Here is a 24,964-nt window from a genome sequence, read left to right on the forward strand (position 1 = left end):
CCTGTCACCAGCCGCTCAGACCTCGAGGACCTGGCGCTTGTTGTAGGTGCCGCAGCTCGGGCACGCGATGTGCTGCTGCTTCGGCTCGTGGCAGCGCTCGCACGCCACCAGGGTGGGGACCGCAGCCTTCCACTGCGACCGGCGGTGGCGCGTGTTGCTGCGCGACATCTTCCGCTTCGGAACAGCCACGGCTACTTCTCCTGCTTCTCGTCGACGCCCGCTTCGGCGCCGCCCATGTTGTCCTTCTCGCCGTCCTTGACGGTCCCGGCGAGTCCCTGCAGTGCCGCCCAACGGATGTCGACGGCGTCGTGGTGGTGGTCCGGGTCGTCCGCCAGCCGCACTCCGCAATCGGAGCACAGGCCGGGGCAGTCGTCCTGGCACACCGGCTGCATCGGCAGTGCAAGCACCACCGCGTCACGCAGCACGGGTTCGAGGTCGAACAGGTCGTCCTCGAGGAAGAGGGTGTCCTCCTCGTCCTCGGCGTCGTCGCCGGCGTCCTCATGGACCCTGGCGTCGGCGTCGGGGTAGGCGAACATCTCCTGGAAGTCCGCGTCGAGCTCTCGCTCCAGCGGCTCCAGACACCTTACGCACTCCCCCTTCACGGTTGCACGGCCGGTGCCTGTGACAAGCACCCCGTCCATGACCGATTCCAGGCGGAGGTCGAGCTCGATCGGTGCGCCCTGGGGTACGCCGATGACCTCATTGCCGAGGTCCCGGGGGGCCTCGACGGAGCGGGAGACCCTCTTGAGCGCACCGGGACGCCGGCCCAGCTCGCGTGTGTCGAACACGAGAGGGGAACGGTGGTCGAGGCGGGCGTTGATGGCTTCCTGCTTTCTGTGGGTTTTCCGTGCCGTCCGTATTCCTGCTGGACAGGATCCGGGCAGCAGAGATCGCGGAGATACGCGCGACCGAAGAGCCAGGATACTGGACGGGCCCCGATAGGCCCAATCCGCTCCCGGTCCCCTCCCGGGCCGCGGGCGGGGCCGCCTACTGGCGCCCCTCTTCGTACGCCCTGAGCTGGTCCAGGTCGATCATGCTGGTGTCGAAGAGGCTGGTCTCGTCCAGAGCACCGGGCTGCGCGGGGTGGCCGTGCGGGGGCTGCTGGGGCTGCGGGGGCACCTGCTGCTGGAGGTAGGCGTTCGGGTCGTAGCCCTGCTGCTGTGCCTGCTGCCAGTCGTAGCCGTAGGGGTCCTGGTGCTGGGCGTACGGGACCTCCTGCGGCTGCTGATAGCCGTAGACGTCCTGCTGCTGGTAGACCCCGGGGTCGGTGTAGTAGCCCTGCTGCTGGGGCTGGAGGGGCTGCTGGTGCTCCTGCACCTGGGGCTGGGGTTGCGCCTCGGGCATGGGAGGCATCTGGGGCATCGGGGGCGCCTGGGGCGGCTGCTGCTGCTCGGCGCCGATGCCCGCCAGGCCGGCGAGATAGTCGGCGTCGGCCTGGTGCCCGGCCTGCGGGTCGCCCTGCGTGGCCAGGTGGAGGCCCAGCTCATCGATCGCACGGGCGCCCTGGAGCTTGTCGCGGCCCCGGCCGACCGCCTCCAGCGTCTTGGTGAGTACGGCCTGGAACGCCCCGAACTTGGCGTCCACATAGGCGTCGGCGCGCTGCCGCAGGGTCTCCGGATCGGCGCTGCGCTCCGGGGGCTGGGTGCCGTCCTCGTCCGGGAACTCCTGCCCGCCCTGCCCGGGGTCGCGGCCGAGCAGCTTCTCGCGGCCGCGGTCGACGGAGCCGATGGTCTTGGTCAGCACGACCTCGAAGTTGGCGAGCTTGCTGTCGACGTAGTCGTCGGCCTCGGCGCGGATCTCCTCCGCCTCCCGGCGGGCCTCCGCGAGGATCCGGTCCGCCTCGTCCTGGGACTGCCGGGCGACCTCGGTGTCGGAGATCAGCGAGCCGCGCTGGGCGTGCGCGGTCTCGATGATCCGCTCCGCCTCGGCCCGCGCCTGCTCGACCATCTGCTCCCGCCCGCCCAGCAGCTCCTGCGCCTGCGCGAGGGAGCCCGGGAGCGCCGCCCGCACCTCCTCCAGCATGGCGAGCAGCTCGGCGCGGTTGACCACGCACGAGGCCGACATGGGCATGGACCGGGCACCGCCGACGGTCGCGACGATGTCGTCGAGCTTCTTCTGCACGTCCACCTTGGACTCGCCACTCTCTGAAGGGGTTGGAACGACGGGACGGGACGACTGTACGTCCACGGCCCCTTTCCCCGACACCGGCTGACGCCCCGTCAGCCAGGCGCCGGGCCGGTGCGCCCGGCGGGTGTCAGCCCTTGTTCCGCAGGCGCTCGGTCAGAGCCTCCAGGACGAACGGCGGCACCAGATGGGAGACATCACCGCCCCAGGCGGCAACCTCCTTGACGAGGCTGGAGGAGAGGAAGCTGTAGGTGGGGTTGGTGGGGACGAACAGCGTCTCCACTCCCGACAGGCCGTTGTTCATCTGGGCCATCTGCAGCTCGTAGTCGAAGTCGCTGACGGCGCGCAGCCCCTTGACGATCGCGGGGATGTCGCGCTGCTTGCAGAAGTCGACCAGCAGACCGTGGAAGGACTCGACCTCCACGTTGCCGTACTCGGCGGTGGCCCGGCGGATCAGGTCGATCCGCTCGTCGACCGTGAACAGCCCCTGCTTGGACTGGTTGATCATCACGGCGACGTGGACGACGTCGTACAGCTTGGAGGCACGGGCGATGATGTCCAGGTGCCCGTTGGTGATGGGGTCGAATGACCCCGGACAGACGGCGCGGCGCAACTCGGGTTCCTCGCTCTCCGATCCGGTCATGACACGCTTACTGACGCCGATTCGGCGGACGTCGAAGCGGCGCGACCGTACCAAAGCGTCCCCTCGCCGTAACGACGGGCCTTGATCGCTGCAAAACCGTCCGGCCACGGGAACGCGCCGCCTCGGGTACTGCGTTCCACGGTGACGAGTGCGTCGTCGGCAAGCCACCCCTGACCACGGAGTGTGAGCAGGATCTCGCACAGCTCCGCGTCGGTCACCACATAGGGCGGGTCCAGGAAGAGGATGTCGTACGGCTCGCCCGGGGACGGTGCGGCGGCGGTCTGCTCGGCCTTGCCGGCCCGGACCTCGGCGCCCGGGAGGCCGACCGCACGGACGTTGTCCCGGATGGTGCGCACGGCGCGGGCATCGGCCTCGACCAGCAGGACGTGTGCGGCGCCGCGGGAGAGCGCTTCCAGGCCGACCGCGCCGGAGCCGCCGTACAGATCGAGGACCCGGGCACCGCCGAGCGGCCCGTCGAGGGATTCCCAGGTGGAGAACATGCCCTCGCGCGCACGGTCGGAGGTCGGGCGGGTGCCGTTTCCCGGGGGTACGGCCAGGCGGCGGCCGCCGGCCGTACCGGCGATCACGCGGGTCATGGGCCCGTCCTAACGTTGCGCGTGGTCGGTGAGGAGGAGCCGGGCGGGCTCCGCCTCCACGATATTCCGTCGGCCGGGGCCCGGCGTCCGGCCGGGGCTACCGGGAGGCGTACCCGGTGGTGATCGATCTCACGTGGTGGCGGGCGAGACGACCCATGGCGGGCGGCTTTGCGCCCCGCCCCCGCTCACCCCTTGTCCAGATACTGCTCCCGGTCCTCGTCCAGCAGGGCGGACAGGGCGATCCGCAGCTCCGGATAGCCGGTCAGCTCGGGATCGGCGGTGACCAGCGCGGTGGCCTCCTCGCGGGCGGCCGCGATCACCTCCTCGTCCTCGATGACCGCGAGCATCCGCAGCGACGAGCGGACGCCGGACTGCGCCTGACCCAGGACATCGCCCTCGCGCCGCTGTTCCAGGTCGATACGGGAGAGTTCGAAGCCGTCGAGGGTGGCGGCCACCGCGGCGAGCCGGGCGCGGGCCGGGCTGGCCTCGGGCATCTCGCTGACCAGCAGGCACAGTCCGGGCGCCGCGCCACGGCCGACCCGGCCGCGGAGCTGGTGCAGCTGGGAGACGCCGAAACGGTCGGCGTCCATGATCACCATGGCGGTGGCGTTCGGGACGTTCACCCCGACCTCGATGACGGTCGTCGCCACCAGCACATCCAGCTCACCGGCGGCGAACCGGCGCATCACGTCGTCCTTGTCGTCCGGCGCCATCCGGCCGTGGAGGACCGCCACCCGCAGCCCGGCGAGCGGTCCCTCGGCGAGCTGCCCGGCGATGTCGAGCACCGCGAGCGGGGGCCGCTTCTCCTCCGCGTCCTCCGGTGAACCCGCCTGGTCCGCGGCCCCCTTGGAACCGGCCGCCTTCTTCGCCCCCTTGGGCGCGTCCTCCTCGTCGCCGATCCGGGGACACACCACATAGCCCTGGTGTCCGGCCGCCACCTCTTCGCGGACCCGCTCCCAGGCGCGCGCGAGGAAGTGCGGCTTGTCCTTGGCGGGCACCACATGGGTGGCGATCGGCGAGCGTCCGGCGGGGAGTTGGTCCAGGACCGAGGTCTCCAGATCGCCGAAGACGGTCATGGCTACCGTGCGCGGAATGGGGGTCGCCGTCATGACCAGGAGATGCGGCGTCTGCTTGCCCTTGCCGCGCAGCGCGTCCCGCTGCTCGACGCCGAAGCGGTGCTGTTCGTCGACGACGACCAGGCCAAGGTCGTGGAACTGCACCTTGTCCTCGATCAGGGCGTGGGTGCCGACGACGATCCCGGCCTCGCCGGTGACCAGATCGAGCAGCGCCTGACGGCGGGCGGCGGCGCCCATGGAGCCGGTCAGCAGCACCACCTTGGTGCCCTGCTCCGCGCCGCCGAGCATCCCGCCCTCGGCCAGCTCCCCCATCATCTCGGTGATCGAGCGGTGGTGCTGCTGGGCCAGGACCTCGGTCGGCGCCAGCATCGCGGCCTGGCCGCCGCTGTCGACCACGCCGAGCATGGCGCGCAGCGCGACCATGGTGTTGTGGGTGACGGTGAAGTGGTCGGTCACATAGGCGTGGCAGGGGTGCCGGACGCTGATGCACTGGACGGGCTTGCTGCCGACGTACTCGATGGCGTGGATCGTGCGCCGGAAGCCTGCCCCGCCCTCCTCCGGCAGCGCCACGTCGACGTCGTACGGCCCCTCCCCCACGGCGCTCAGCCGGGCCCGTCCGCCCAGCGAGCGCACCAGCCATGCGAGGTCGTCGGCCAGCGGGCGGTGCGCGGCACGGAACACCGCGGGGGCTCCGGCGGGCCCGCTCCCGGCATGCCCGCTCCCGGTCTCCAGCAGGCCCCGCAGCACGGCCAGCCGGTCCTTGAGCGGCGCGTTGCGGTAGGCACCCGGCACCCGGGCCGCGGGGCCCCGGTCCGCGGCCAGCTCCCGGCCCAGCAGATACGGATCGAGCGGCCGGTCCCCGCCGTCGTCGAGGTCCACCGGCACGGCGGCCGCGATCGACCACCGGGGGCGGCCGCCGGGGTCGTTCAGGTCCCGGCGCAGCTCGCGGGTGGTCAGCACCTTCTCCTCGGCATCGCCCTCCCCGACGATCCACAGATGCTCGTCGTCGCACTCGACGGCGCTGCCGTCCGAGAGCACCAGCCGCCACACCTCGCGCTCGCCCTGCGGGAAGACGCCGTCCACCACGGCGAGCTCGCCGCCGGGCACCACCACTTCGGTGCCGACGGCCATCTCCCCCATGGGACTAAAGCCGCGCGGCGTCAGCACCAGCGCATCCAGCGGCTGGGCCTTGCCGGAGCCCACCTCGCCCTGGAGGAGACGGTGCATGGGGTGTTCGGTCGCCAGGTCGTCGAAGATCTCCCGGCTGACCTTCAGCTGGCCGTCGGTGAGCGTGAAGGGCAGCTTCGCGTCGAAGGCGTCGAGGATGCCGCCGGTGGTCGACGTCCTTGCCACCGCGGGGAGTTGGGTCTCGGCGAGGCGGCGCCGGGCGAGCGCGACCTGCAGGACGAACGCCTCGTCCCACTTCAGCCGGTCCCGCGCGGCGGCGATATCGGCCTTGCTCGCCGGGCGGTGGATCTTGAGCAGCGCCTCGGTGAGCGGGACCAGCTCCCGGCCGTCCCGGAGCGCCCCGGGCAGTGGATCGACGGCGTCGCGCGCGCTGGGCAGCACCGCGTCGACCGCCTTGGAGATCTTCCAGGACGCCATCTGCTGGCAGGCCGGATAGATGGGCAGGAGCTGGCCGGCGAAGGCGCTCACCGCATCCGCCCCGCCCTCGGCGTCGCCGTCGAGGAGCTCGTAATCGGGGTGGGCGAGCTGGAGTTTGTGGTGGAAGACCGAGACCTTGCCGGCGAACATCGCCCGGCGTCCGGGCAGCAGATCCTTGTGCGGCTTGTGGATGCCCTTGCCGAAGAAGACCAGCCGGAGGCGGCCGCTGCCGTCGGTGAGCGTCACCTCCAGGCGCTGTCCCCGGCCGCCGTTGAACTTCAGCACCCGGGAGTCCGCGACCTGGGCGACGACCGTGACGTGTTCGTCCAGCGGGAGGTCCGAGAGGCGGGTCAGTTCGCCGCGCTCGGCGTAACGGCGCGGGTAGTGGTGCAACAGGTCGCCGACCGTATGCAGGTCGAGATGCTCGGCCAGCACCTTTGCGGTGGTGCCACCGAGGATTTTCTTGAGAGGTTCGTCGAGCGCTGCCACGCCTCTATTGCACACCACGCCTGTGACAATCGCGGCCGGCCGACCCGCCCGGCGCGCTCCCGCCGGCCCGCACGCTCGCGCGGGCCCCGACGCTCACCCCGGACGCGCGCACACCGGGACCGCGCGCTCACTCCACGCCGATGAGCAGCGGCGCGGCGTGCTGGCCCCCGTCGTAGACGACCGTGTCCACGGCGAGATGACGCTCGCGGACGTACTCCTCCAGCCGCCCGGCGAGCCCGTCGGGAGCCTTCGCGCCGAGGACCAGGGTCACCATCTCCCCGCCCGCCGACAGCATCCGGTCGAGCACCGTCATCGCGGTGCCGGTGAGGTCGGAGCCGATCACCGCGACATCGCCGTCGATCAGGCCGAGGACGTCCCCGGCCTGGCAGACGCCGGCCATCGTCCACGACTGCCGCTCGGCGAGGGCCAGCTCGGCGTAACGGGTGGCGCCCGCGGCCGCGGTCATCGCGACCATGTCCTCGTCGAAGCTGCGGCCGGGTTCGTGCACGGCCAGCGCCGCGAGGCCCTGGACGGCGGAGCGGGTGGGGATGAGCGCGACCCGTACGCCTTCGGCGCGGGCCTCCTCGGCGGCGGCCGCCGCGGTGTGCCGCAGCTCGGCGTCGTTCGCCAGCAGCATCACCTCACGGGCGTGCGCCTGCCGGATCGCCTGCACCAGTTCGCCGCTGGCGGGCGGCTCCCCGGGGCGTACCGGGACGGGCGTCGCGCCGGCCTGGGCGCACAGTCCGGCGAGCCCGGTACCCGGCACCACCGCGACCACGGCCCGCGCCGTCATCTCCGGTTCCTTGGCGCGGGCGCCGCCGAAGTGCGTGATCCGGATCCGGTACGGGCGCCCCGCCTCGATGCCCGCCTCCACGGCGGCGCCCGCGTCGTCGACGTGGACATGGACGTTCCACAGGCCGTCCCCGCCGACCACCACCAGGGAGTCGCCGAGCCCGTCGAGCCGGGCCCGCAGCCCCGTCACGGCGGCGTCGTCGGCCTCCAGCAGATAGATCACCTCGAAGGCGGGCCCGTCCGGGTCCCCCCGGCCGTCCGCCGCCGCCCGGCCCGCGACCCCGCAGCCGGCCGGCTCGGGAAGCGGGGCGTCGGCGCGTACCGCGACCGGCACCGCCGAGACCTCCCCGGACAGCACATCGGCGAGCGCGCCCAGCAGCGTGACCAGTCCGCAGCCGCCGGCGTCCACGACACCTGCCCTGCCCAGCACCGCGAGCTGACCGGGGGTCTCCTGGAGGGCGCTGCGGGCGCCCTCGTGGGCGGCGCGGGCGACTTCGGCGGCCCCGGCATCGCCGCCCGCGGCGCGTTCCGCGGCATCGGCGGCGGCGCCGGCCACCGTCAGCACGGTGCCCTCCACGGGGTGGGCGACGGCCTCGTAGGTCGATGCGGCGGCCCGGCGCAGGGCCCGCCGCAGGGCGTCGGCGGAGCCGTCGGTGGCGGCCAGCACCTCGGTCATCCCGCGCAGCAGCTGCGCCACGATGGTGCCGGAGTTGCCGCGCGCCCCGATGAGTGCGCCGTGCGCCATGGCGCCGATGGCGTCGGCGAGACGGGGGGCGGTGCCGGCCGAAGCATGACCGTCGAAGGCGGCCTCGACCGCGCGGGCCGCCGATTCGAGGGTCAGATAGAGGTTGGTGCCGGTATCGCCGTCGGCCACCGGGTAGACGTTGATCGCGTCGATCCGCTCGCGTTCCCGTCCCAGCGCCTCCAGGGCCAGTCCGCACCAGGAGCGGACCGCGGCGGCGTCGAGCGGGTACGGCACGTCGTCCTCCTGAGTCGCGGGATGCCACCGCACAGTAGCCGCGCTGCGGGGGCGGGGCCGGGGCGGGGGCCGGTGGGTGCGTGGTAGTTTCGTTCTACGGGAGCGGTCGTTGTATGCTGCTCCGGTTGCCCGATGCGAATCGGGCCATTCCTCTCCTGACGGTGCCGTCCGGGCAATGCACTCGGCTCGTCGGGATTTCACCGTAAGTGCATCTGAAGTCTTTGGAGTGACCCGTGGCTGCCAACTGCGACGTCTGCGGCAAGGGGCCGGGCTTCGGCAAGAGTGTCTCGCACTCGCATCGCCGTACCAACCGTCGTTGGAACCCCAACATCCAGACGGTGCGTGCAGTGATCGGGCGCACGCCGAAGCGGCTGAACGCCTGCACCTCGTGCATCAAGGCCGGCAAGGTCTCGCGCTGACGTCTTAGCCGTAGCGCAGCCCAGCCGGTTGCTTGGAAAGCCGGTCCACCTCGTGGTGGACCGGCTTCTTCCGTTTCCGGGGGGGAACGAGCACGGCTTCTGCCGTCTTTGCGGCTCGGCGGCTTTGTAACTTGGCGGCTCGGCGGCTTGGCGCTCCTCCTGCCGTTCCCCGGGCCGCGGTGCCACAGTGCGGCGCCCGGCCCGGGGCCGACGTGCACGCCCTCAGTGCGCGTCGCGCCCGCGCCATCGCCAGCCGTGATCCACGGGGCCGATGCCCGCGCCCAGCCGGAAACCGGCCGCGAGGGCGCCGGTGACATAGTCCTTCGCGGCCGCGGTGGCCTGCGGGACCGTATCCCCCTTGGCGAGCTGCGCGGCGAGCGCGCTGGCGAGGGTGCAGCCGGTGCCGTGGGTGTGCCGGTTGTCGTGCCGCGGGGCGCGCAGCCAGTGCTCCTCGGTGCCGTCGGTGAGCAGGTCGACGGCGCTGTCGTCGCGGCCGGCGGGGAGATGGCCGCCCTTGATGAGCGCCCAGCGCGGGCCGAAGTCCAGGATCGCGGCGGCCGCGCGGCGCATATCGGCCTCTTCCTCGACGCGGATACCGGTCAGCTGGGCGACCTCGTCCAGGTTGGGGGTGGCGACGGTGGCCGTCGGCAGCAGCGCGGTGCGGACCGCGTCCAGGGCGGTGGCAGCAAGCAGCGCGTCGCCGTGTTTGGAGACCCCCACCGGGTCGATGACGACGGGGACCCGCAGTCCGGCGAGCAGTTCGGCGACGGTCTCGACGAGTCCGGCCGAGGAGAGCATCCCGGTCTTCACCGCCTGGACGCCGATGTCGTCGACGACGCTGCGGAACTGGGCCCGTACGGCCTCGGCCGGCAGCTCCCACGCGCCCTGTACGCCCAGGGAGTTCTGGGCGGTGACGGCGGTGACCACGCTCATGCCGTGGGTGCCGAGCGCCAGCATCGTCTTGAGGTCGGCCTGGATGCCCGCGCCGCCGCCGGAGTCGGACCCGGCGACGGTCAGGACGCGTGGAGGTATGTGCATACCGCCGAATCTACTCGGCGGCAGCCGTCGGGCCCGCGGGCGCCCGTGGTGCCGTCGCCTCCGGCGCCACCGCCCGTGGCCTGCGCGGCCTACTCGGCATCCCCGTTGTCGCCGAAGTGGTCCCAGCCGGCCTTCGCCCAGGGGGCGCCGTCCACCGTCACCTGGGGCAGCGCGGAGGGGTGGAGCACTTCGCCGATGACCTTCCACCGGGCGGGCAGCTTCACATCGGGCGGGAAGGTGGCGACGATCGCGTGGTCCTCGCCGCCGTTGAGCACCCACTGCATCGGGTCCACGCCGACGGCCGTGCCGATGTCGGACATCTGCGAGGGGATGTCGATACCGGCGGACCGCAGGTCGATCCGGACCTTGCTGGCCTCGGCGATGTGCCCGAGGTCGGCGACCAGTCCGTCGCTGACGTCCGTCATGGCGGTGGCGCCGAGTCCGGCGGCGGCCGGGCCCGCGTGGTACGGCGGCTCGGGGCGGCGGTGGGCCTCCACGAAGGCGCGCGGCGAGCGGAAACCGCGGGAGAGGACGGCATGCCCGGCGGCGGACCAGCCGAGCCAGCCGGTCACCGCGACCACATCGCCGGGCTGGGCGCCGGCCCGGGTGACCGGCTCCTGGTTGCGCAGATCGCCGAGCGCGGTGATGGAGACGGTGATGGTGTCGCCGCGCACCACGTCCCCGCCGACGACCGCGGCGCCGGCCACCTGGCACTCGTCGCGCAGCCCGTCCATCAGCTCGGTCGGCCAGGTGGCGGGGAGTTCCGCGGGCACCACCAGGCCGAGCAGGATCGCCGTGGGCACCGCGCCCATCGCCGCGATGTCGGCGAGGTTCTGCGCGGCGGCCTTGCGGCCGACGTCGTAGGCGGTGGACCAGTCGCGCCTGAAGTGCCGGCCCTCCAGGAGGATGTCGGTGCTGGCGACCACCCTCCGGTCCGGCGCGGTGACCACCGCGGCGTCGTCACCCGGCCCGATCCGTACGGCCGGAGTGGTGGTGAGCCGGGAGGTGAGCTCCCTGATCAGCCCGAACTCCCCCAGCTCGCCCACGGTGCCCTTCATGCTGTTGCCCTTCCCATGTGTACGGACGGTCCGTACGTGGCTGACGACTGTGCCGTACTTGCCGTGTTCACCGCGCGGGTCTCCCCGCTCCGCTCGGTGACGCGGTACCGTGGCGTCCCTTCTTCCCACATGATCCTCGTAGCCGCCCTGGAGGTTCCGTGGTACAGGCCTACATCCTGATCCAGACCGAGGTCGGCAAGGCCTCGGCGGTAGCTGAGACGATCTCCACGATCCATGGTGTGCTGCAGGCCGAGGATGTGACCGGTCCCTATGACGTCATCGTGCGCGCTCAGGCCGGCACGGTCGATGAGCTGGGCCGCATGGTGGTCGCGAAGGTCCAGCAAGTGGAAGGCATCACGCGCACCCTTACCTGCCCGGTCGTCCATCTCTAGCATCCCCGTATCCTCGGCCGGGTGATCTCTACGCGCCGCCGGTACCTGGCCCTTCCGGTGCTCACCGTGCTGTTCGCCGCGGTGAGCTGTTCCCCTTCCGAGGACGTGGCCGTGCCCTCCCCCGAGGGTGCGGCCGCGCGGTACTGCAAGGCGCTGCACAAGGAGTTGCCGCCGACCGTGGACGGGCTGAAGCGGGGTACCCCCGAGCCCGAATCCGACTTCACTGCCATGTGGGGCGATCCTGCCGTGAAACTGCGCTGCGGGGTGCCGAAGCCCGACGTCCTGACGTACGGGAGTGAACATTACAACCCCCGTGCCGACGCGGCGGAAGTCAACGGGGTCGAATGGCTCTTTGAGAAGCAGGACGACGGATACCGCTTCACGACGGTGTTGCGCAAGGCCTACGTCGAGGTGACCGTGCCCGGGAAGTACGCCCCCGAGGTCGATGTGCTCACCGATCTCGGGGGCGCCGTGCAGAAGACGGTTCCCACCGGGGTGTAGGGGCCCTGGGACGACTCCCCCGAAAGGGCGGACCGGCCGCCCGGCGCGGGCAGCCGGCTCAGCGCAGTCCCGTGGAGCGCTGCAGCGCGGCCTGCAGGAGCCGGTCGATCAGCTCCGGGTAGCTCACACCGCTCTCCTGCCACATCCGCGGGTACATCGAGATGGGCGTGAAGCCGGGGAGCGTGTTGATCTCGTTGATCACGAACTCGCCGTTGTCCTGCAGGAAGAAGTCCGCCCGCACCAGCCCCTCGCAGGACGCCGCCTCGAAGGCCGCGACGGCCAGCTCCTGGACCTTCGCGGTCTGCTCGTCGCTCAGCGGGGCCGGCACGATCCCGTCCGCAGAGTCGATGTACTTGGCCTCGAAGTCGTAGAAGTCGTGCGCGGTGACCGGCGGAATCTCGGCCGGCACGCTGGCCCGCGGGCCGTCCTCGAACTCCAGCACCCCGCACTCGATCTCGCGGCCGCGCAGCAGCGACTCCACGAGGATCTTGGGGTCGTGCCGGCGGGCCTCCTCGATCGCCTCGTCCAGGCCGCCGAGGTCGTCGACCTTGGTGATGCCCATGGACGAGCCGGCCCGGGCGGGCTTCACGAAGAGCGGCCAGCCGTGCTCTCCGGCGAAGTCCACGATCTTCCTGCGGGCGGCTGCGGGATCCTTTTCCCACTCGCGGGGGCGGATGACCTCGTACGGGCCGACCGGCAGCCCGAAGGAGGTGAAGACCCGCTTCATGTAGTCCTTGTCCTGGCCGACGGCGGACGCGAGCACGCCCGAGCCGACGTAGGGCACACCGGAGAGCTCCAGCAGGCCCTGCAGGGTGCCGTCCTCGCCGTAGGGGCCGTGCAGCACGGGGAAGACGACGTCGACCTCGCCCAGCGCCTTGGGGACCGAGCCCGGCTCGCTGTAGACGACCTCGCGGTTGGTGGGGTCGACGGGGAGCACCACGGCGCCCTCGGTCGACTCGGCGAGCGCGGCCACCGTGGGCAGCTGCCGGTCCGCGATGGCCATCCGCTCGGGGTCGTCGGCGGTCAGCGCCCAGCGGCCGTCGGTGGTGATGCCGATGGGCAGCACGTCGTACTTCTCGCGGTCGATGGCGCGCAGCACGGCGCCGGCCGTGAGCACGGAGATCGCGTGCTCGGAGCTGCGGCCGCCGAACACGACGGCGACGCGGGGCTTGTGTGGGGAGGTCTCGCTGCTCATATCGGGTTGAGGGTACCTGCTGACCGGCGCGGAGTCAGTGCTGTGGCGGCCGTTGGTGGCGTCGCGCCGACGGCCGCCACAGGGGCCGGGGGCCGGGCACCCGGACGGAACGGGACCGGACCGGACGTTTCGGCTCCGCTTTCAGTGCCGTTCGGACTTGGCGCTGCGCGACATCAGCTCCTTGAGGGCGACCATCGGCGGCTTGCCCTCGTGGACGATCTCCACGACCGTCTCGGTGAGCGGCATGTCGACGCCGTGCCTGCGGGCCAGATCCCGTACGGATTCGCAGGACTTGACGCCCTCGGCGGTCTGCTTGGTGACCGCGATGGTCTCCTGGAGCGTCATCCCGCGGCCCAGGTTGGTGCCGAAGGTGTTGTTGCGCGACAGCGGCGAGGAGCAGGTGGCGACGAGGTCGCCCATGCCGGCCAGCCCGGCGAAGGTGTGCGCGTCGGCGCCCATGGCGAGGCCGAGCCGGGTGGTCTCGGCCAGCCCGCGGGTGATCAGGGACGCCTTGGCGTTGTCGCCCAGGCCCATGCCGGTGGCGATGCCGACGGCGAGCGCGATGACGTTCTTGACCGCGCCGCCCAGTTCACAGCCCACCACGTCGGTGTTGGTGTACGGGCGGAAGTACGAGGTGTGGCAGGCGGTCTGGAAGCGCCGGGCGACCGCCTCGTCGGCGCAGGCCACCACGGCGGCGGCGGGCTGCCGGGCGGCGATCTCCTTGGCGAGGTTGGGCCCGGTCAGCACCGCGACGCGTTCCGCGGGGACCTTGGCCACCTCCTCGATGACCTCGCTCATGCGCTTGGCCGTGCCGAGTTCGACGCCCTTCATCAGGGAGACCAGGACCGTCCCGTCGGGCAGCAGCGGCGCCCATTCGGCGAGGTTGCCGCGCAGCGTCTGGGCGGGCACCGCCAGCACCGCGAACTCCGCGCCGCGCGCCGCCTGTGCCGGGTCGGTGGTGGCCCGTACGGACGCGGGCAGCTCGACCCCCGGCAGGTAGTCGGGGTTCGTACGGCCGTTGTTGACGGCGTCGACCAGGGCCGTACGGCGTCCCCACAGGGTCACCTCGCATCCCGCGTCGGCGAGCACCATCGCGAAGGCGGTACCCCAGGACCCCGTGCCGTAGACGGCGCAGCGCGTCACTTGCTTTCATCCTCCTGTGCCTGCTGGGTGCTTCGGGCCTGCTGCGGGCCGACGGCCGGCTTGGGGGCGGCGGCGCGCTCGGCGGGAGCCTTGGCCGCAGCGGCGCCCCGGGGCGTCTTGGCGGCTTCCCGGGCGGCGCGGCGCTCCCTGGCGATCGCCTTGCGCCAGTCGTACGGTTCGGCCGGCGCGGGCTCACCGCGCACGACGGCCAGCTGCTCGGTGATCGCGGCCATGATGACCTCGGTGGCGGCCCGCAGCACCTCGGCGGTCGGCTCCTGGTCGTAGAACGCGCTCAGGTCGACCGGCGGCCCGGCCTGCACCCGCAGCGTCTTGCGCGGCAGGAGGCGGAGCTTCTTCTCCTTGGCGTAAGGCGGCATCGCGTCGTTGGCGCCCCACTGCGCGACGGGAATGACCGGAGCCTTGGTCAGCAAGGCCACCCGGGCGGCACCGGTCTTGCCCTGCATGGGCCACAGCTCGGGGTCGCGGGTGAGGGTGCCCTCGGGGTAGAAGGCGACGCATTCGCCCTTCTCGATGGCGCTGACCGCGGCGCGGAAGGCGGTGGCGGCGTCGGTGGTTTCCCGGTAGACGGGGATCTGCCCGGTGCCGCGCATCATCAGGCCGACAAAGCCGCTCTTGAAGAGTCCGGCCTTGGCGAGGAATCGGGGGACCCGCCCGGTGTTGTACTGATAGTGCGCATAGGAGAGCGGATCAAGATACGAGTTGTGGTTGACCGCGGTGATAAATCCGCCGTCGGCCGGAATGTGCTCCATTCCCTGCCAGTCCCGCTTGAACAGAACCAAGAGCGGCGGTTTGCAGATGACCGCGGCCAAGCGGTACCAGAAGCCGATTCTGCGGCGGGACACTGGGACACCCTCCTTGTGGGACCTGCAAAGCTGCTGCGGGCCGGCAGCCGCACAAGTGTCGCCCCAGGTACCCGCTATGTCGAGGACACCGTAACCCCGACGCTCCCGGAGAGCGGCGGCAGCGGGTGAGAATGGCGCCGATGCGAAGAGACGGAGCGGATGTGGGCTGGAGCCTGGTGGTACCGCTGAAACCGCTGCTGCGGGCCAAGAGCAGGCTCTCCGGGGCCGCCGGGGAGGAGTTTCGGCCACGCCTGGCCCTCGCGTTCGCCCTGGACACCGTTACAGCGGCACTGGCCTGCAAGGACGTCCGGGATGTGGCGGTTGTCACGGACGACCGGGTGGCCGGTGAGCGACTGGCGGCGCTGGGCGCGCGCATCGTGCCCGACACACCGGCCGGCGGGCTCAACGCGGCGCTGGCCCATGGCGCGGGCGCGGTCCGGGCGCGCCGCCCGGGCGCGGCGGTCGCCGCGCTGAACGCCGATCTTCCGGCGCTGCGCCCCGCCGAGCTGGAACAGGTGCTCCATTCCGCTTCGCTATTTCCCCGTGCATTTCTCGCAGATGCGGCGGATATCGGGACAACACTTCTGACCGCGACTTCCGGAGTGGAATTGGAACCGGCATTCGGAGGTGCGTCCCGGGCCCGTCACCTGGCATCCGGGGCACGGGAGATCACCGCGTCCTCGGTGCCCTCGGTGCGCCGGGACGTGGACACCGGCGAGGATCTGCTGGCCGCGCTGGCGCTGGGCGTGGGCCCGCACACGGCGCTCCAGGCGCCGCATCTGGCGGGCGGGGCGGGCCTGGCGGCCACCGCCACCGGCGCGCCGGAGGGCGCATCGCGGCTGCTGCCACCGCAGGTCACAGCGTCCGGAGCGCGATCGGCCGAGGCGCCCGGAGCGTGACAGAACACTGCGCCGGAGCGTGACCGGTCAGAGCGTCTGGAGGGTGATCAGGGCGATCTGCCGGTCGTCCCCTTCGCCGGTGACGTCGATACGGACCCGCTGACCGGGCCGCAGCAGCAGCAGACCGCCGGCGTCGAAGGCCGCCGCGTCGAAGGGCAGCGGGGTGCCGTCGTCCAGCAGCACGCTGCCGGAGCGGGTCTGGGAGTCGTACGTATACGCGGTGGCCTGCATGGGAGAGAGCCTAGACGAGCACGCCCCGGCCCCTCCTGCCGCCCGTGGGCCGGGGAGGGGCGCCGCGGGCACCCGCCCGAAGGGCACCGAACGCACCGCGGGCCGGGCTCCCCGAAGGGAGACCGGCCCGACGCGTGGCGTCGCCGCTGCTGCATTACCGCTTGCGCGCGGTGGTCTTCTTGGCGGTGGTCTTGCGTGCGGTGGCCTTCTTCGCGGGGGCCTTCTTCGCCGTCGCCTTCTTGGCGGGGGCGGTCTTCTTCGCGGTGGCCTTCTTCGCGGTGGTCTTCTTGGCCGGGGCCGCCTTCTTGGCGGTGGCCTTCGTGGCGGCCTTCTTCGCCGTCGTCTTCTTCGCCGTCGTCGTCTTCTTCGCCGCGGTGGTCTTCTTCGCCGTGGTCTTCTTCGCCGTCGCCTTCTTCGCGGCGGTCTTCTTGGCGGTGGCCTTCTTGGCGGCGGCCTTCTTGATGGCCGTACCGCCGGTGAGGCTGCCCTTGGGGGCCTTCTTGACCGAGACCTCTCCGCCCTTGGGGAGCTTCTTCGAGCCGCTGACCAGGTCCTTGAAGCCCTGACCGGCGCGGAAGCGCGGCACGGAGGTCTTCTTGACCCGTACGCGCTCACCCGTCTGCGGGTTGCGGGCGTAGCGGGCGGGGCGGTCGACCTTCTCGAACGAGCCGAATCCGGTGACCGAAACGCGGTCGCCGGAGACAACTGAACGGACGATTGCGTCCAGTACGGCGTCCACCGCGTCCGCGGCGTTCTGGCGGCCGCCGAGCTTGTCGGCAATGGCTTCTACGAGCTGCGCCTTGTTCACGTCTTCCCCTTCGGAGACATTGCTGGAACGAAAGATTCCAAGCTTTTTCGCACGTTAGGCAGATATATACCGCAAATCAAACACGAAACGGGCTAATCACCCTTGTGCCGCAACGAAGTCGACCTTCACGGACTTCCGTCGGCGCGCACATCTTCGGGATAACGACCTTCGTCGAGGTCTTCCATGAAGCACTCCAGACGCCTTGCCGCGTCCGCAAGATCGTGTTTAGCCGCGGCCGTGATGACGAGCAGCTTCCGGGTCAGCGCCATCCGTACGCCCTCCGGGACTTGCAGTGTGCGCACTCTTGTATGTGCGTCCTTGAGCCGGTCGGCGACGAGACCGTAGAGCTCGAGTTGGCCGTCGCGTTCCATGCGCTAATTGTGCCATCTGCGGCGAGTTGTCGCTTCACGGGGCCTCAACAGCTGCCTCGGCAAGCAGAAGCGCCCCCTGCCAACTGCACAGGGGGCGCATCGTACGCAATATATCTTTGAGCCATAAAACCCGAGGTCAGACCTCGAGGGTACGCGGCTTGAACGACGGCCTGTTCGCCTCGTACGCCACGATGGACGGCTCCTCCCGAAGGGTGAGGCTGATATCGTCCAGCCCCTCCAGCAGACGCCAACGGGCGTTCTCGTCCAGCTCGAAGTCGGCGCTGACACCCTCGGCACGGACCTGCCTGCCGACCAGGTCAACGGTCACCTCGGCGGTCGGGTCGGCCTCCAGCAGCTGCTGCAGCCGGTCCACGGTCTCCTGCGGCAGGACCACCGTCAGCAGCCCGTTCTTGAGGGAGTTGCCGCGGAAGATGTCCGCGAACCGCGAGGAGATGACGGCCTTGAAGCCGTAGTTCTGCAGCGCCCAGACGGCGTGCTCACGCGAGGAGCCGGTACCGAAGTCGGGGCCGGCCACCAGCACCGTGGCGCCCTGGTACCGCTCCTGGTTGAGGACGAACTGCGGGTCCTTGCGCCAGGCCTCGAACAGCCCGTCCTCGAACCCGTCGCGGGTGACCTTCTTCAGCCAGTGAGCAGGGATGATCTGGTCGGTGTCGACATTGCTGCGGCGCAGCGGGACGGCCCGGCCGGTGTGGGTGGTGAAGGCTTCCATGGTTCTCAGACTCCCGCGGGCGTGGCGACGGCGACATCGGACAGATCGGCCGGTGAGGCCAGATGGCCGAGAACCGCCGTTGCGGCGGCGACCTGGGGCGAGACCAGGTGCGTCCGCCCTCCCTTGCCCTGCCGGCCCTCGAAGTTGCGGTTGGAGGTCGACGCGGAGCGCTCACCGGGCGCCAGCTGGTCGGGGTTCATCCCCAGGCACATCGAGCAGCCCGCATGCCGCCATTCGGCGCCCGCCGCGGTGAAGACCTTGTCCAGACCCTCGGCGACGGCCTCCAGCGAGACCCGGACCGAGCCGGGCACGATCAGCATGCGGACGTCGTCGGCGACCTTGCGGCCCTCCAGGATCGCGGCGGCCGAGCGCAGGTCCTCGATACGGCCGTTGGTGCACGAACCTACGAAGACGGTGTCCACCTTGATGTCCCGCAGCGGCTGACCCGCCGTCAACCCCATGTACTCCAGGGCCTTTTCGGCGGCGTAACGCTCCGAGGCGTCCTCGTACGAAGCCGGGTCGGGGACGCTCGCCGAAAGCGGTGCGCCCTGGCCCGGGTTGGTGCCCCAGGTGACGAACGGGGCCAGCGCGGAGGCGTCGATGTGCACCTCGGCGTCGAAGACCGCGTCGTCGTCGGTGCGCAGCGTCTTCCAGTAGGCGACGGCGGCGTTCCAGTCCTCGCCCCGGGGCGAGTGGTCGCGGCCCTGCAGGTAGTCGAAGGTGGTCCGGTCGGGGGCGATCATGCCGGCCCGCGCGCCCGCCTCGATCGACATGTTGCAGATGGTCATCCGGGCTTCCATCGACAGCTTCTCGATGGCCGGGCCGCGGTATTCCAGGACGTAGCCCTGGCCGCCGCCGGTGCCGATTTTGGCGATGATCGCCAGGATGAGGTCCTTGGCGGTCACCCCCTCGGGCAGCTCACCGTCGACGGTGATCGCCATGGTCTTGAAGGGCGCCAGCGGCAGCGTCTGGGTGGCCAGGACGTGCTCGACCTGGCTGGTGCCGATGCCGAACGCCAGCGCGCCGAAGGCTCCGTGGGTGGAGGTGTGGCTGTCACCGCAGACCACCGTGGTGCCGGGCTGGGTCAGTCCCAACTGCGGTCCCACGACGTGGACAACGCCCTGCTCGACATCGCCCAGCGGGTGCAGCCGGACGCCGAACTCCGCACAGTTCTTGCGCAGCGTCTCCAGCTGGGTGCGCGAGACCGGGTCGGCGATCGGCTTGTCGATGTCGAGGGTGGGGGTGTTGTGGTCTTCGGTGGCGATGGTCAGGTCCGTGCGGCGCACCGGGCGGCCGGCCTTGCGGAGGCCGTCGAACGCCTGCGGGCTGGTGACCTCGTGCAGCAGGTGCAGATCGATGAAGAGAAGGTCGGGCTCGCCTTCCGCGCGCCGGACGACATGGTCGTCCCAGACCTTCTCCGCGAGTGTCCGTCCCATCGCTTTCCCTCCGGCCGGCCGCATCGCCGGCCTTTCTCGTCCGTGCGCGATGCCCGCAGAAGTCCCCCTGCCGGGCCTTACGCCGGGCCCTGGTTCAGGGCCACACCTACAGATTGACGACTTCCCCGGAAAATTGAACTTGCGTTTCACAGTGTGAGACGCGAGTATCGTTGCATGGACAACTCTAGCGGCGTCGGCGTTCTCGACAAGGCAGCTCTGGTTTTGAGCGCCCTGGAGTCCGGTCCGGCCACCCTCGCCGGGCTGGTCGCGGCGACAGGGCTCGCACGGCCCACGGCCCACCGACTGGCCGTGGCACTGGAACACCACCGGATGGTGGCGAGGGACATGCAGGGCCGGTTCATCCTGGGCCCGCGGCTCTCCGAGCTGGCCGCGGCGGCCGGCGAGGACCGCCTGCTGGCCACGGCAGGACCGGTGCTCACGCATCTGCGCGATGTGACGGGCGAGAGCGCCCAGCTCTACCGGCGGCAGGGCGATATGCGGATCTGTGTGGCGGCGGCGGAACGGCTGTCCGGATTGCGGGACACCGTCCCGGTCGGCTCCACGCTCCCCATGAAGGCGGGCTCGGCCGCCCAGGTCCTGATGGCCTGGGAGGAGCCCGAGCGGCTGCACCGCGGTCTGCAGGGTGCCCGTTTCACCGCCACCGCCCTCTCCGGCGTTCGGCGCCGCGGCTGGGCCCAGTCGATCGGCGAGCGGGAACCGGGCGTGGCCTCGGTCTCCGCCCCCGTACGCGGCCCCTCCAACCGCGTGGTGGCCTCCGTATCGGTCTCCGGCCCGATCGAGCGGCTGACCCGCCACCCCGGCCGGATGCACGCCCAGGCGGTCATCGACGCGGCGGCCCGCCTCTCCGAGGGCCTGCGGCGCACCGGCTGAGCACCCCGCGACGGGGTGGACTGGGGCGGGGGCCGTCGTCGGTCACGGTCACGACGCCGGAAAGGCCACCCACAGGCTGAGCGCCCCGCAGCCCGGCGGACCGGACCAGAGGCCGTCACCGACCTCACTCACGACGCCGAAATAGGGGTGGCCCCGCGCGGACAGTCCGCACGGGGCCGCCCCGGCCACCCCGGCCACTCAGGCCGCTCCCTCAGGCCGCCATCCGGTCCGCGGCCCGCTCCCCGCGGCGGCCGACCGGCACCGTCCCCCGAGCCTCCCCCAGCCCGAACGGCGGCATATTGACGTAGACGCTCTCGTACGAGCCTGCCGGGACGACGAAGGTCTCGTGCCAGAGGCCCACCTTGCCGCGCCCCTCGCGCACCCGCCGGTTGAACGCCGGCCTCGCCACCTCACCCGCCTTCGGCATGCTCGTCACCGCCATCACGGCACTGCACCGCCTCGACTACGCCTGCGACACCGCACATCTGCTGCCGTACGCGCGCCAGGCGGAACAACTCGCCGTCGCGGACCTGGATCTGCTCGAGGAGTTCGAGACACCGGAGGAACAGGTGGAGGCGGCGATGGCACTGACCGTGCTTTATGAGCCGGTGCTGCTGAGCCTGCGCCGGCCGGCCGAGTCGGAGGAGTCCAACCGGCGCTCCGGCGGCGGCAGTTGACACGAAGAAGCCCCCCGCATCATGCGGGGGGCTTCTCCTTCTTGTACCCCCGACCGGATTCGAACCGGCGCTACCGCCTTGAGAGGGCGGCGTGCTAGGCCGCTACACAACGGGGGCAAGTTTTCCTGCAGTTGATGCATCCGAGGACGCACCGCGCTGGGCTACCAGGACTCGAACCTAGACTAAATGAACCAGAATCACTCGTGCTGCCAATTACACCATAGCCCATGGTGGTTTAGACCAGTACCCCCGACCGGATTCGAACCGGCGCTACCGCCTTGAGAGGGCGGCGTGCTAGGCCGCTACACAACGGGGGCCCTAGCGATCCTGCATGAACGACAGTGGGTGCGACCCGGACTGTCCCCCTGGGAAGGATCTGTACCCCCGACCGGATTCGAACCGGCGCTACCGCCTTGAGAGGGCGGCGTGCTAGGCCGCTACACAACGGGGGCCTTGCAGATGAGCTCTGCGAGCTGGCCTACCAGGACTCGAACCTAGACTAACTGAACCAGAATCAGTCGTGCTGCCAATTACACCATAGGCCATCAAAGCGCAACCCCCGGCGGGGGGCTTGATTTGATCTGCGCTTTCCGGCCGGGCCTTTCGGCCCTCTCGGGCGGCGCAGGAAGAACATTACCTGATCGTGGACGGCGCACCAAAACCGATGACTCCGCGCAACAGCTCCGGGAGCTCCGCCAACCCCGCGATCCGCCGCACCCCCGGCGGCAGCTCCTCCCCCGCCCCCTCCCCGGTGCCCGCACGGTCCAGCCATACGGCCGTCAGCCCGGCGTCCCGGGCACCGAGCGCGTCGATATCGAGCTTGTCGCCCACGTAGACCACGTCGCCGGGGGTTAGGCCAAGCGCCTTACAGGCGCCGTGGAATGCCTCCGCGGCCGGCTTGGCGTACCCCAGTTCATCGGCGCAGAGCACCGCCTCGAAGGACTCACGGATCCCGAGGACGGCCAGCTTGCGCTCCTGGTTGGCGGTGGCGGCGTTGGACAACACCGCCTGCCGTACCAGCGGGGACAGCGCCTCCAGTACGGGCGCGGAGTCCGGGAAGAGGACCCAGGACGCCTCGTAGTGGGCGATGTACCGGCCGAACCAGGCGTCGGCCTCGGCGTCGGAGAGGAGCGGGGTGCCCAGAAACGTCCGGGCCCTGGCCCTGCGGTGATCGAGAATGCCCACCTCGCCGGCGAGGAAACGGGCGAACTCGGTCTCCATGACCGTCCGCCAGCGCTCCAGCGCCGCCTCCTCGCCACCGTGGGCGGCGAGGAGCCCTTCGGCCCGGAGGTGGCGCAGCGCACCCGCCCGGTCCGAGCCGGTGTAGTCGAAGAGGGTGTCGTCGAGGTCCCACAGGACAGCGCGCACGGGCATGGGGACACGGTAACCGAGCGCCGCGGACAGGCGACGGGCCCGGACGCCGTACGGCATCCGGGCCCGTGGGCAGTGTGCTGCGGGGTCAGCCGGCCAGCTTGGCCAGGGCCGCGTCGATGCGCTGGAGGGTGCGCTCCTTGCCCAGGATCTCCAGGGACTCGAAGAGCGGCAGGCCGACGGTGCGGCCGGTGACCGCCACCCGGACGGGGGCCTGTGCCTTGCCGAGCTTGAGGCCGTGCTCCTCTCCGGCGGCCAGGACGGCCTCCTTGAGGGGCTCGGGGCCGGACGCCCAGTCGGCGGCGTCGAGCTTGGCGCGGGCCGTGGTGAGCAGGGCGACCGGGTCGCCCTTCATCGCCTTCGTCCAGGACGCCTCGTCCTCGACCGGCTCCTTGCGGAACAGGAAGTCGACATTGGCGGTGATGTCGGAGAGGACGGTCAGGCGGGTCTGGGCGTGCGGGGCGATGGCCTGCCAGGCGGCCTCGTCGAAGTCCTCGGGCTCCCAGTTGGCGTGCGGGGCCTGCAGCCAGGGCTCGCAGGCCGTGGTGAAGTCCTTCACGTCCAGCCGGCGGATGTGGTCGGCGTTGATCGCCTCGGCCTTCTTGAGGTCGAAGCGGGCCGGGTTGGCGTTGACGTCCGCGATGTCGAACTTCTCGATCAGCTCGGCGACGGAGAACAGGTCCTGGTCCGCCGAGAAGGACCAGCCGAGCAGCGCGAGGTAGTTGAGCAGGCCCTCGGGGAGGAAGCCGCGCTCGCGGTAGAGGTTGAGGTTCGCCTGCGGGTCGCGCTTGGAGAGCTTCTTGTTGCCCTCGCCCATGACGTACGGCAGGTGGCCGAAGGCCGGGACGTCCTTGGCGATGCCCAGCTCGATCAGCGCCCTGTACAGGGCGATCTGGCGGGGGGTGGAGGAGAGCAGGTCCTCGCCGCGCAGGACGTGGGTGATCTCCATCAGGGCGTCGTCGACGGGGTTGACGAGGGTGTAGAGGGGGGCGCCGTTGGCCCGGACGATGCCGTAGTCCGGAACGTTGTCCGGGGTGAAGGTCAGCTCGCCGCGCACCAGGTCGGTGAAGGTGATCGGCTCGTCGGGCATCCGGAAGCGGACGATGGAGGTGCGGCCCTCGGCCTCGTACGCGGCCTTCTGCTCGTCGGTGAGCGTGCGGCAGGTGCCGTCGTAACCGGAGGCGCGGCCGGCCTTGCGGGCCGCGTCGCGGCGCTCGTCCAGCTCCTCGGTGGTGCAGTAGCAGTGGTAGGCGTGGCCCGCCGCGAGGAGCTTGCCGGCGATGTCCTTGTAGAGGTCCATGCGCTGCGACTGGCGGTAGGGCGCGTGCGGGCCGCCGACCTCGGGGCCCTCGTCCCAGTCGAAGCCGAGCCAGTGGAAGGAGTCCAGCAGCTGGCGGTAGGACTCTTCGGAGTCGCGGGCCGCGTCGGTGTCCTCGATCCGGAAGACCAGGGCGCCCTTGTTGTGCCGTGCGTAGGCCCAGTTGAACAGGGCGGTACGGATCAGGCCGACATGGGGGTTACCGGTCGGGGAGGGACAGAAACGGACGCGGACGGGGGTGCCGGGGGTCGCGTTAGCCACGCTTGATCACCTTGTTGGTGAGAGTGCCGATGCCTTCGATGGTGACGGCGACCTCGTCGCCGACGTTGAGCGGGCCGACCCCGGCCGGGGTGCCCGTGAGGATGACGTCGCCCGGGAGCAGGGTCATCGCCTCGGTGATGTGGACGATCAGGTCCTCGACCCGGCGGACCATGTCGCTGGTGCGGCCGAGCTGGCGCTGTTCGCCGTTGACCGTGCACTGGACGGTGAGGCCCGCCGCGATGTCCTCGGGGGTGAGCCCGGTCTCGATCCAGGGGCCGAGCGGGCAGGAGCTGTCGAAGCCCTTGGCCCTGGCCCACTGCTTCTCGCGCTGCTGCACATCGCGTGCGGTGACGTCGTTGGCGCAGGTGTAGCCGAGGATCACGTCCTTGGCGCGCTCGCGGGGCACCTCCCGGCACATGCGGCCGATCACGACGGCGAGCTCCGCCTCGTGGTGCACCTCCTGCGAGAAGGAGGGGTACGCGATGGGGTCGCCGGGGCCGGTCACCGAGGTGGACGGCTTGAAGAAGGTGACCGGCACGTCCGGGACGGCGTTGCCCAGCTCGGCGGCGTGATCGGCGTAGTTGCGGCCGATCGCCACGACCTTGTTGGGCAGGACCGGCGGCAGCAGCCGGACCTTGTCGAGGGGGACCTTCTGGCCCGAGCGCTCGAATTCTGCGAAGGGATGCCCCTTGATGACGTCGAGTTCGTCGCCTTCGAGGACGCCGAAGCCGACGTTGCCGTCGATGGAGAATCTGGCGATGCGCACGGGTTGCCGCTGCCCCTCAATTGATCACTGGCCGGAGTTGACACTCCAGGCTATCGCGGGGCCGCTGCCGATCCGGTGACGCTTTACGCCGGGACGTCCTGTGCGGGCGCGTCCATCAGGACGGTGCGGCGGGGATTGGCGGTCTGCGCCGGCAGGTCGACGGTGTGCTCCGGCGCCTGGAGTGCCTCGGTGCCGAGCTCGGCGGCGTCGTTGAGGTGAGCCAGGGTGGTGCGCCGCGGGTTGGCTATGTTGCGGAACATCGTCGTCGTCTTCACTGCTGCTTGCCTCGCGT

26 protein-coding genes, 5 tRNA genes and 2 pseudogenes are annotated in these 24,964 nt (G+C 71.0%); 6 read left to right on the forward strand and 27 right to left on the reverse strand.

Features of this window, described 5'->3' with window-relative positions:
- Positions 1–15: 15 nt before the first annotated feature.
- The 7 genes from rpmF to D9V36_RS13545 all read right to left on the reverse strand — a co-directional run bounded on the left by rpmF (position 16) and on the right by D9V36_RS13545 (position 8,304).
- Positions 16–189, reverse strand: a complete 174-nt coding sequence (rpmF, locus tag D9V36_RS13515) for a 50S ribosomal protein L32 (RefSeq protein WP_003951102.1) — start codon at positions 187–189, stop codon at positions 16–18.
- A 2-nt stretch (positions 190–191) separates the two neighbouring features.
- Positions 192–821 carry a YceD family protein gene (locus D9V36_RS13520; protein WP_206739824.1) on the reverse strand — a complete coding sequence of 210 codons (630 nt, stop codon included), beginning with the start codon at positions 819–821 and terminating at the stop codon, positions 192–194.
- A gap of 166 nt (positions 822–987) precedes the next feature.
- On the reverse strand, positions 988–2,127 hold the full coding sequence (locus D9V36_RS13525) for an ATP synthase F0 subunit B (RefSeq protein ID WP_129293997.1): 1,140 nt from the start codon (positions 2,125–2,127) through the stop codon (positions 988–990).
- 127 nt (positions 2,128–2,254) lie between these two features.
- Positions 2,255–2,767 (reverse strand): pantetheine-phosphate adenylyltransferase, encoded by a 513-nt coding sequence (gene coaD, locus D9V36_RS13530; protein WP_129293998.1) that lies wholly within the window; start codon positions 2,765–2,767, stop codon positions 2,255–2,257.
- Positions 2,764–3,363 carry a 16S rRNA (guanine(966)-N(2))-methyltransferase RsmD gene (gene rsmD / locus D9V36_RS13535; protein ID WP_129293999.1) on the reverse strand — a complete coding sequence of 200 codons (600 nt, stop codon included), beginning with the start codon at positions 3,361–3,363 and terminating at the stop codon, positions 2,764–2,766. The genes coaD and rsmD overlap by 4 nt, the downstream gene beginning before the upstream one ends.
- 185 nt (positions 3,364–3,548) lie before the next feature.
- A complete protein-coding gene (locus D9V36_RS13540) occupies positions 3,549–6,533 on the reverse strand; it encodes a helicase-related protein (RefSeq protein WP_129294000.1) in 2,985 nt (994 codons plus the stop codon).
- Between the two features lie 127 nt (positions 6,534–6,660).
- Entirely contained in the window at positions 6,661–8,304 is a 1,644-nt protein-coding gene (locus D9V36_RS13545; protein WP_129294001.1) for a DAK2 domain-containing protein, read from the reverse strand.
- A gap of 233 nt (positions 8,305–8,537) precedes the next feature.
- Here D9V36_RS13545 and rpmB point away from each other — a divergent pair, with 233 nt between their 5' ends.
- A complete protein-coding gene (gene rpmB, locus D9V36_RS13550; RefSeq protein WP_018087178.1) occupies positions 8,538–8,723 on the forward strand; it encodes a 50S ribosomal protein L28 in 186 nt (61 codons plus the stop codon).
- Positions 8,724–8,945: 222 nt separating this feature from the next.
- Here the strand turns inward: rpmB and thiD are convergent, their stop codons facing one another.
- Complete coding sequence (gene thiD, locus D9V36_RS13555; protein WP_129294002.1) at positions 8,946–9,761, reverse strand: bifunctional hydroxymethylpyrimidine kinase/phosphomethylpyrimidine kinase; 816 nt, start codon at positions 9,759–9,761, stop codon at positions 8,946–8,948.
- A gap of 89 nt (positions 9,762–9,850) precedes the next feature.
- On the reverse strand, positions 9,851–10,819 hold the full coding sequence (locus D9V36_RS13560; RefSeq protein WP_129294003.1) for a thiamine-phosphate kinase: 969 nt from the start codon (positions 10,817–10,819) through the stop codon (positions 9,851–9,853).
- Positions 10,820–10,977: 158 nt separating this feature from the next.
- On the opposite strand from D9V36_RS13560, the gene D9V36_RS13565 reads away from it, so the two are divergent.
- Together D9V36_RS13565 and D9V36_RS13570 are read left to right on the forward strand one after the other, a co-directional pair.
- Positions 10,978–11,211 (forward strand): Lrp/AsnC ligand binding domain-containing protein, encoded by a 234-nt coding sequence (locus D9V36_RS13565; RefSeq protein ID WP_088800256.1) that lies wholly within the window; start codon positions 10,978–10,980, stop codon positions 11,209–11,211.
- Positions 11,212–11,232: 21 nt separating this feature from the next.
- Positions 11,233–11,712, forward strand: a complete 480-nt coding sequence (locus D9V36_RS13570) for a DUF3515 domain-containing protein (protein WP_129294004.1) — start codon at positions 11,233–11,235, stop codon at positions 11,710–11,712.
- A gap of 58 nt (positions 11,713–11,770) precedes the next feature.
- On the opposite strand, the gene D9V36_RS13575 is transcribed toward D9V36_RS13570, so the two are convergent.
- The 3 genes from D9V36_RS13575 to D9V36_RS13585 form a co-directional block, all read right to left on the reverse strand.
- Positions 11,771–12,907: a D-alanine--D-alanine ligase family protein gene (locus D9V36_RS13575; protein WP_129294005.1), complete on the reverse strand. Its 1,137-nt coding sequence runs from the start codon at positions 12,905–12,907 to the stop codon at positions 11,771–11,773.
- 141 nt (positions 12,908–13,048) lie between these two features.
- Positions 13,049–14,050: an NAD(P)H-dependent glycerol-3-phosphate dehydrogenase gene (locus D9V36_RS13580; protein WP_129294006.1), complete on the reverse strand. Its 1,002-nt coding sequence runs from the start codon at positions 14,048–14,050 to the stop codon at positions 13,049–13,051.
- A complete protein-coding gene (locus tag D9V36_RS13585) occupies positions 14,047–14,913 on the reverse strand; it encodes a lysophospholipid acyltransferase family protein (RefSeq protein ID WP_129294007.1) in 867 nt (288 codons plus the stop codon). The genes D9V36_RS13580 and D9V36_RS13585 overlap by 4 nt, the downstream gene beginning before the upstream one ends.
- 131 nt (positions 14,914–15,044) lie before the next feature.
- Between D9V36_RS13585 and cofC the strand changes: the two genes are divergently transcribed.
- A complete protein-coding gene (cofC, locus tag D9V36_RS13590; RefSeq protein WP_129294008.1) occupies positions 15,045–15,812 on the forward strand; it encodes a 2-phospho-L-lactate guanylyltransferase in 768 nt (255 codons plus the stop codon).
- A gap of 27 nt (positions 15,813–15,839) precedes the next feature.
- Here the strand turns inward: cofC and D9V36_RS13595 are convergent, their stop codons facing one another.
- The 5 genes from D9V36_RS13595 to leuC all read right to left on the reverse strand — a co-directional run bounded on the left by D9V36_RS13595 (position 15,840) and on the right by leuC (position 19,388).
- A complete protein-coding gene (locus D9V36_RS13595; protein ID WP_129294009.1) occupies positions 15,840–16,043 on the reverse strand; it encodes a hypothetical protein in 204 nt (67 codons plus the stop codon).
- Positions 16,044–16,197: 154 nt separating this feature from the next.
- Entirely contained in the window at positions 16,198–16,851 is a 654-nt protein-coding gene (locus tag D9V36_RS13600; protein ID WP_129294010.1) for an HU family DNA-binding protein, read from the reverse strand.
- 125 nt (positions 16,852–16,976) lie between these two features.
- The gene (locus D9V36_RS13605; protein WP_129294011.1) at positions 16,977–17,222 is read right to left on the reverse strand and encodes a hypothetical protein; all 246 of its coding nucleotides are present in this window, start codon (positions 17,220–17,222) and stop codon (positions 16,977–16,979) included.
- Between the two features lie 136 nt (positions 17,223–17,358).
- Positions 17,359–17,952, reverse strand: a complete 594-nt coding sequence (gene leuD, locus D9V36_RS13610) for a 3-isopropylmalate dehydratase small subunit (protein WP_129294012.1) — start codon at positions 17,950–17,952, stop codon at positions 17,359–17,361.
- 5 nt (positions 17,953–17,957) lie between these two features.
- Positions 17,958–19,388 (reverse strand): 3-isopropylmalate dehydratase large subunit, encoded by a 1,431-nt coding sequence (gene leuC, locus D9V36_RS13615; protein ID WP_129294013.1) that lies wholly within the window; start codon positions 19,386–19,388, stop codon positions 17,958–17,960.
- A gap of 174 nt (positions 19,389–19,562) precedes the next feature.
- On the opposite strand from leuC, the gene ndgR reads away from it, so the two are divergent.
- Entirely contained in the window at positions 19,563–20,279 is a 717-nt protein-coding gene (gene ndgR, locus D9V36_RS13620) for an IclR family transcriptional regulator NdgR (RefSeq protein WP_129294014.1), read from the forward strand.
- 211 nt (positions 20,280–20,490) lie between these two features.
- On the opposite strand, the pseudogene D9V36_RS13625 reads toward ndgR, so the two are convergent.
- Positions 20,491–20,676: pseudogene (locus D9V36_RS13625) on the reverse strand (monooxygenase family protein); the annotation flags it as partial.
- Positions 20,677–20,686: 10 nt separating this feature from the next.
- On the opposite strand from D9V36_RS13625, the pseudogene D9V36_RS13630 reads away from it, so the two are divergent.
- Positions 20,687–20,956 (forward strand): annotated as a pseudogene (locus D9V36_RS13630) (MerR family transcriptional regulator); the annotation flags it as partial.
- Between the two features lie 44 nt (positions 20,957–21,000).
- On the opposite strand, the gene D9V36_RS13635 reads toward D9V36_RS13630, so the two are convergent.
- The 9 genes from D9V36_RS13635 to D9V36_RS13675 all read right to left on the reverse strand — a co-directional run bounded on the left by D9V36_RS13635 (position 21,001) and on the right by D9V36_RS13675 (position 24,932).
- Positions 21,001–21,073, reverse strand: a tRNA-Glu gene (locus D9V36_RS13635).
- 39 nt (positions 21,074–21,112) lie between these two features.
- Positions 21,113–21,184 (reverse strand) — tRNA-Gln (locus D9V36_RS13640).
- Positions 21,185–21,200: 16 nt separating this feature from the next.
- Positions 21,201–21,273: transfer RNA gene (locus D9V36_RS13645), tRNA-Glu, on the reverse strand.
- 62 nt (positions 21,274–21,335) lie between these two features.
- Positions 21,336–21,408: transfer RNA gene (locus D9V36_RS13650), tRNA-Glu, on the reverse strand.
- Between the two features lie 21 nt (positions 21,409–21,429).
- Positions 21,430–21,501 (reverse strand) — tRNA-Gln (locus D9V36_RS13655).
- 88 nt (positions 21,502–21,589) lie between these two features.
- The gene (locus D9V36_RS13660) at positions 21,590–22,330 is read right to left on the reverse strand and encodes an HAD family hydrolase (protein ID WP_129294015.1); all 741 of its coding nucleotides are present in this window, start codon (positions 22,328–22,330) and stop codon (positions 21,590–21,592) included.
- 85 nt (positions 22,331–22,415) lie between these two features.
- Positions 22,416–23,906, reverse strand: a complete 1,491-nt coding sequence (gene gltX / locus D9V36_RS13665; protein ID WP_129294016.1) for a glutamate--tRNA ligase — start codon at positions 23,904–23,906, stop codon at positions 22,416–22,418.
- On the reverse strand, positions 23,899–24,672 hold the full coding sequence (locus D9V36_RS13670) for a fumarylacetoacetate hydrolase family protein (RefSeq protein WP_129294017.1): 774 nt from the start codon (positions 24,670–24,672) through the stop codon (positions 23,899–23,901). The genes gltX and D9V36_RS13670 overlap by 8 nt, the downstream gene beginning before the upstream one ends.
- Before the next feature lie 83 nt (positions 24,673–24,755).
- A complete protein-coding gene (locus D9V36_RS13675; RefSeq protein WP_241720864.1) occupies positions 24,756–24,932 on the reverse strand; it encodes a hypothetical protein in 177 nt (58 codons plus the stop codon).
- Positions 24,933–24,964 lie beyond the last annotated feature (32 nt).

Origin of the sequence: Streptomyces lydicus (genome assembly GCF_004125265.1) — a bacterium.
Taxonomy (GTDB): Bacteria; Actinomycetota; Actinomycetes; order Streptomycetales; family Streptomycetaceae; genus Streptomyces; species Streptomyces lydicus_C.

Excerpts from the sequence above, each read along its gene's own strand:
- coaD (WP_129293998.1), bottom strand. The coding sequence starts at position 2,767 with ATGACCGGATCGGAGAGCGAGGAACCCGAGTTGCGCCGCGCCGTCTGT.
- rsmD (WP_129293999.1), bottom strand. The coding sequence starts at position 3,363 with ATGACCCGCGTGATCGCCGGTACGGCCGGCGGCCGCCGCCTGGCCGTA.
- thiD (WP_129294002.1), bottom strand. The coding sequence starts at position 9,761 with ATGCACATACCTCCACGCGTCCTGACCGTCGCCGGGTCCGACTCCGGC.
- D9V36_RS13560 (WP_129294003.1), bottom strand. The coding sequence starts at position 10,819 with ATGAAGGGCACCGTGGGCGAGCTGGGGGAGTTCGGGCTGATCAGGGAG.
- D9V36_RS13575 (WP_129294005.1), bottom strand. The coding sequence starts at position 12,907 with ATGAGCAGCGAGACCTCCCCACACAAGCCCCGCGTCGCCGTCGTGTTC.
- cofC (WP_129294008.1), top strand. The coding sequence starts at position 15,045 with ATGGCGCCGATGCGAAGAGACGGAGCGGATGTGGGCTGGAGCCTGGTG.
- D9V36_RS13595 (WP_129294009.1), bottom strand. The coding sequence starts at position 16,043 with ATGCAGGCCACCGCGTATACGTACGACTCCCAGACCCGCTCCGGCAGC.
- D9V36_RS13605 (WP_129294011.1), bottom strand. The coding sequence starts at position 17,222 with ATGGAACGCGACGGCCAACTCGAGCTCTACGGTCTCGTCGCCGACCGG.
- leuD (WP_129294012.1), bottom strand. The coding sequence starts at position 17,952 with ATGGAAGCCTTCACCACCCACACCGGCCGGGCCGTCCCGCTGCGCCGC.
- leuC (WP_129294013.1), bottom strand. The coding sequence starts at position 19,388 with ATGGGACGGACACTCGCGGAGAAGGTCTGGGACGACCATGTCGTCCGG.
- ndgR (WP_129294014.1), top strand. The coding sequence starts at position 19,563 with ATGGACAACTCTAGCGGCGTCGGCGTTCTCGACAAGGCAGCTCTGGTT.
- D9V36_RS13660 (WP_129294015.1), bottom strand. The coding sequence starts at position 22,330 with ATGCCCGTGCGCGCTGTCCTGTGGGACCTCGACGACACCCTCTTCGAC.
- D9V36_RS13675 (WP_241720864.1), bottom strand. The coding sequence starts at position 24,932 with ATGTTCCGCAACATAGCCAACCCGCGGCGCACCACCCTGGCTCACCTC.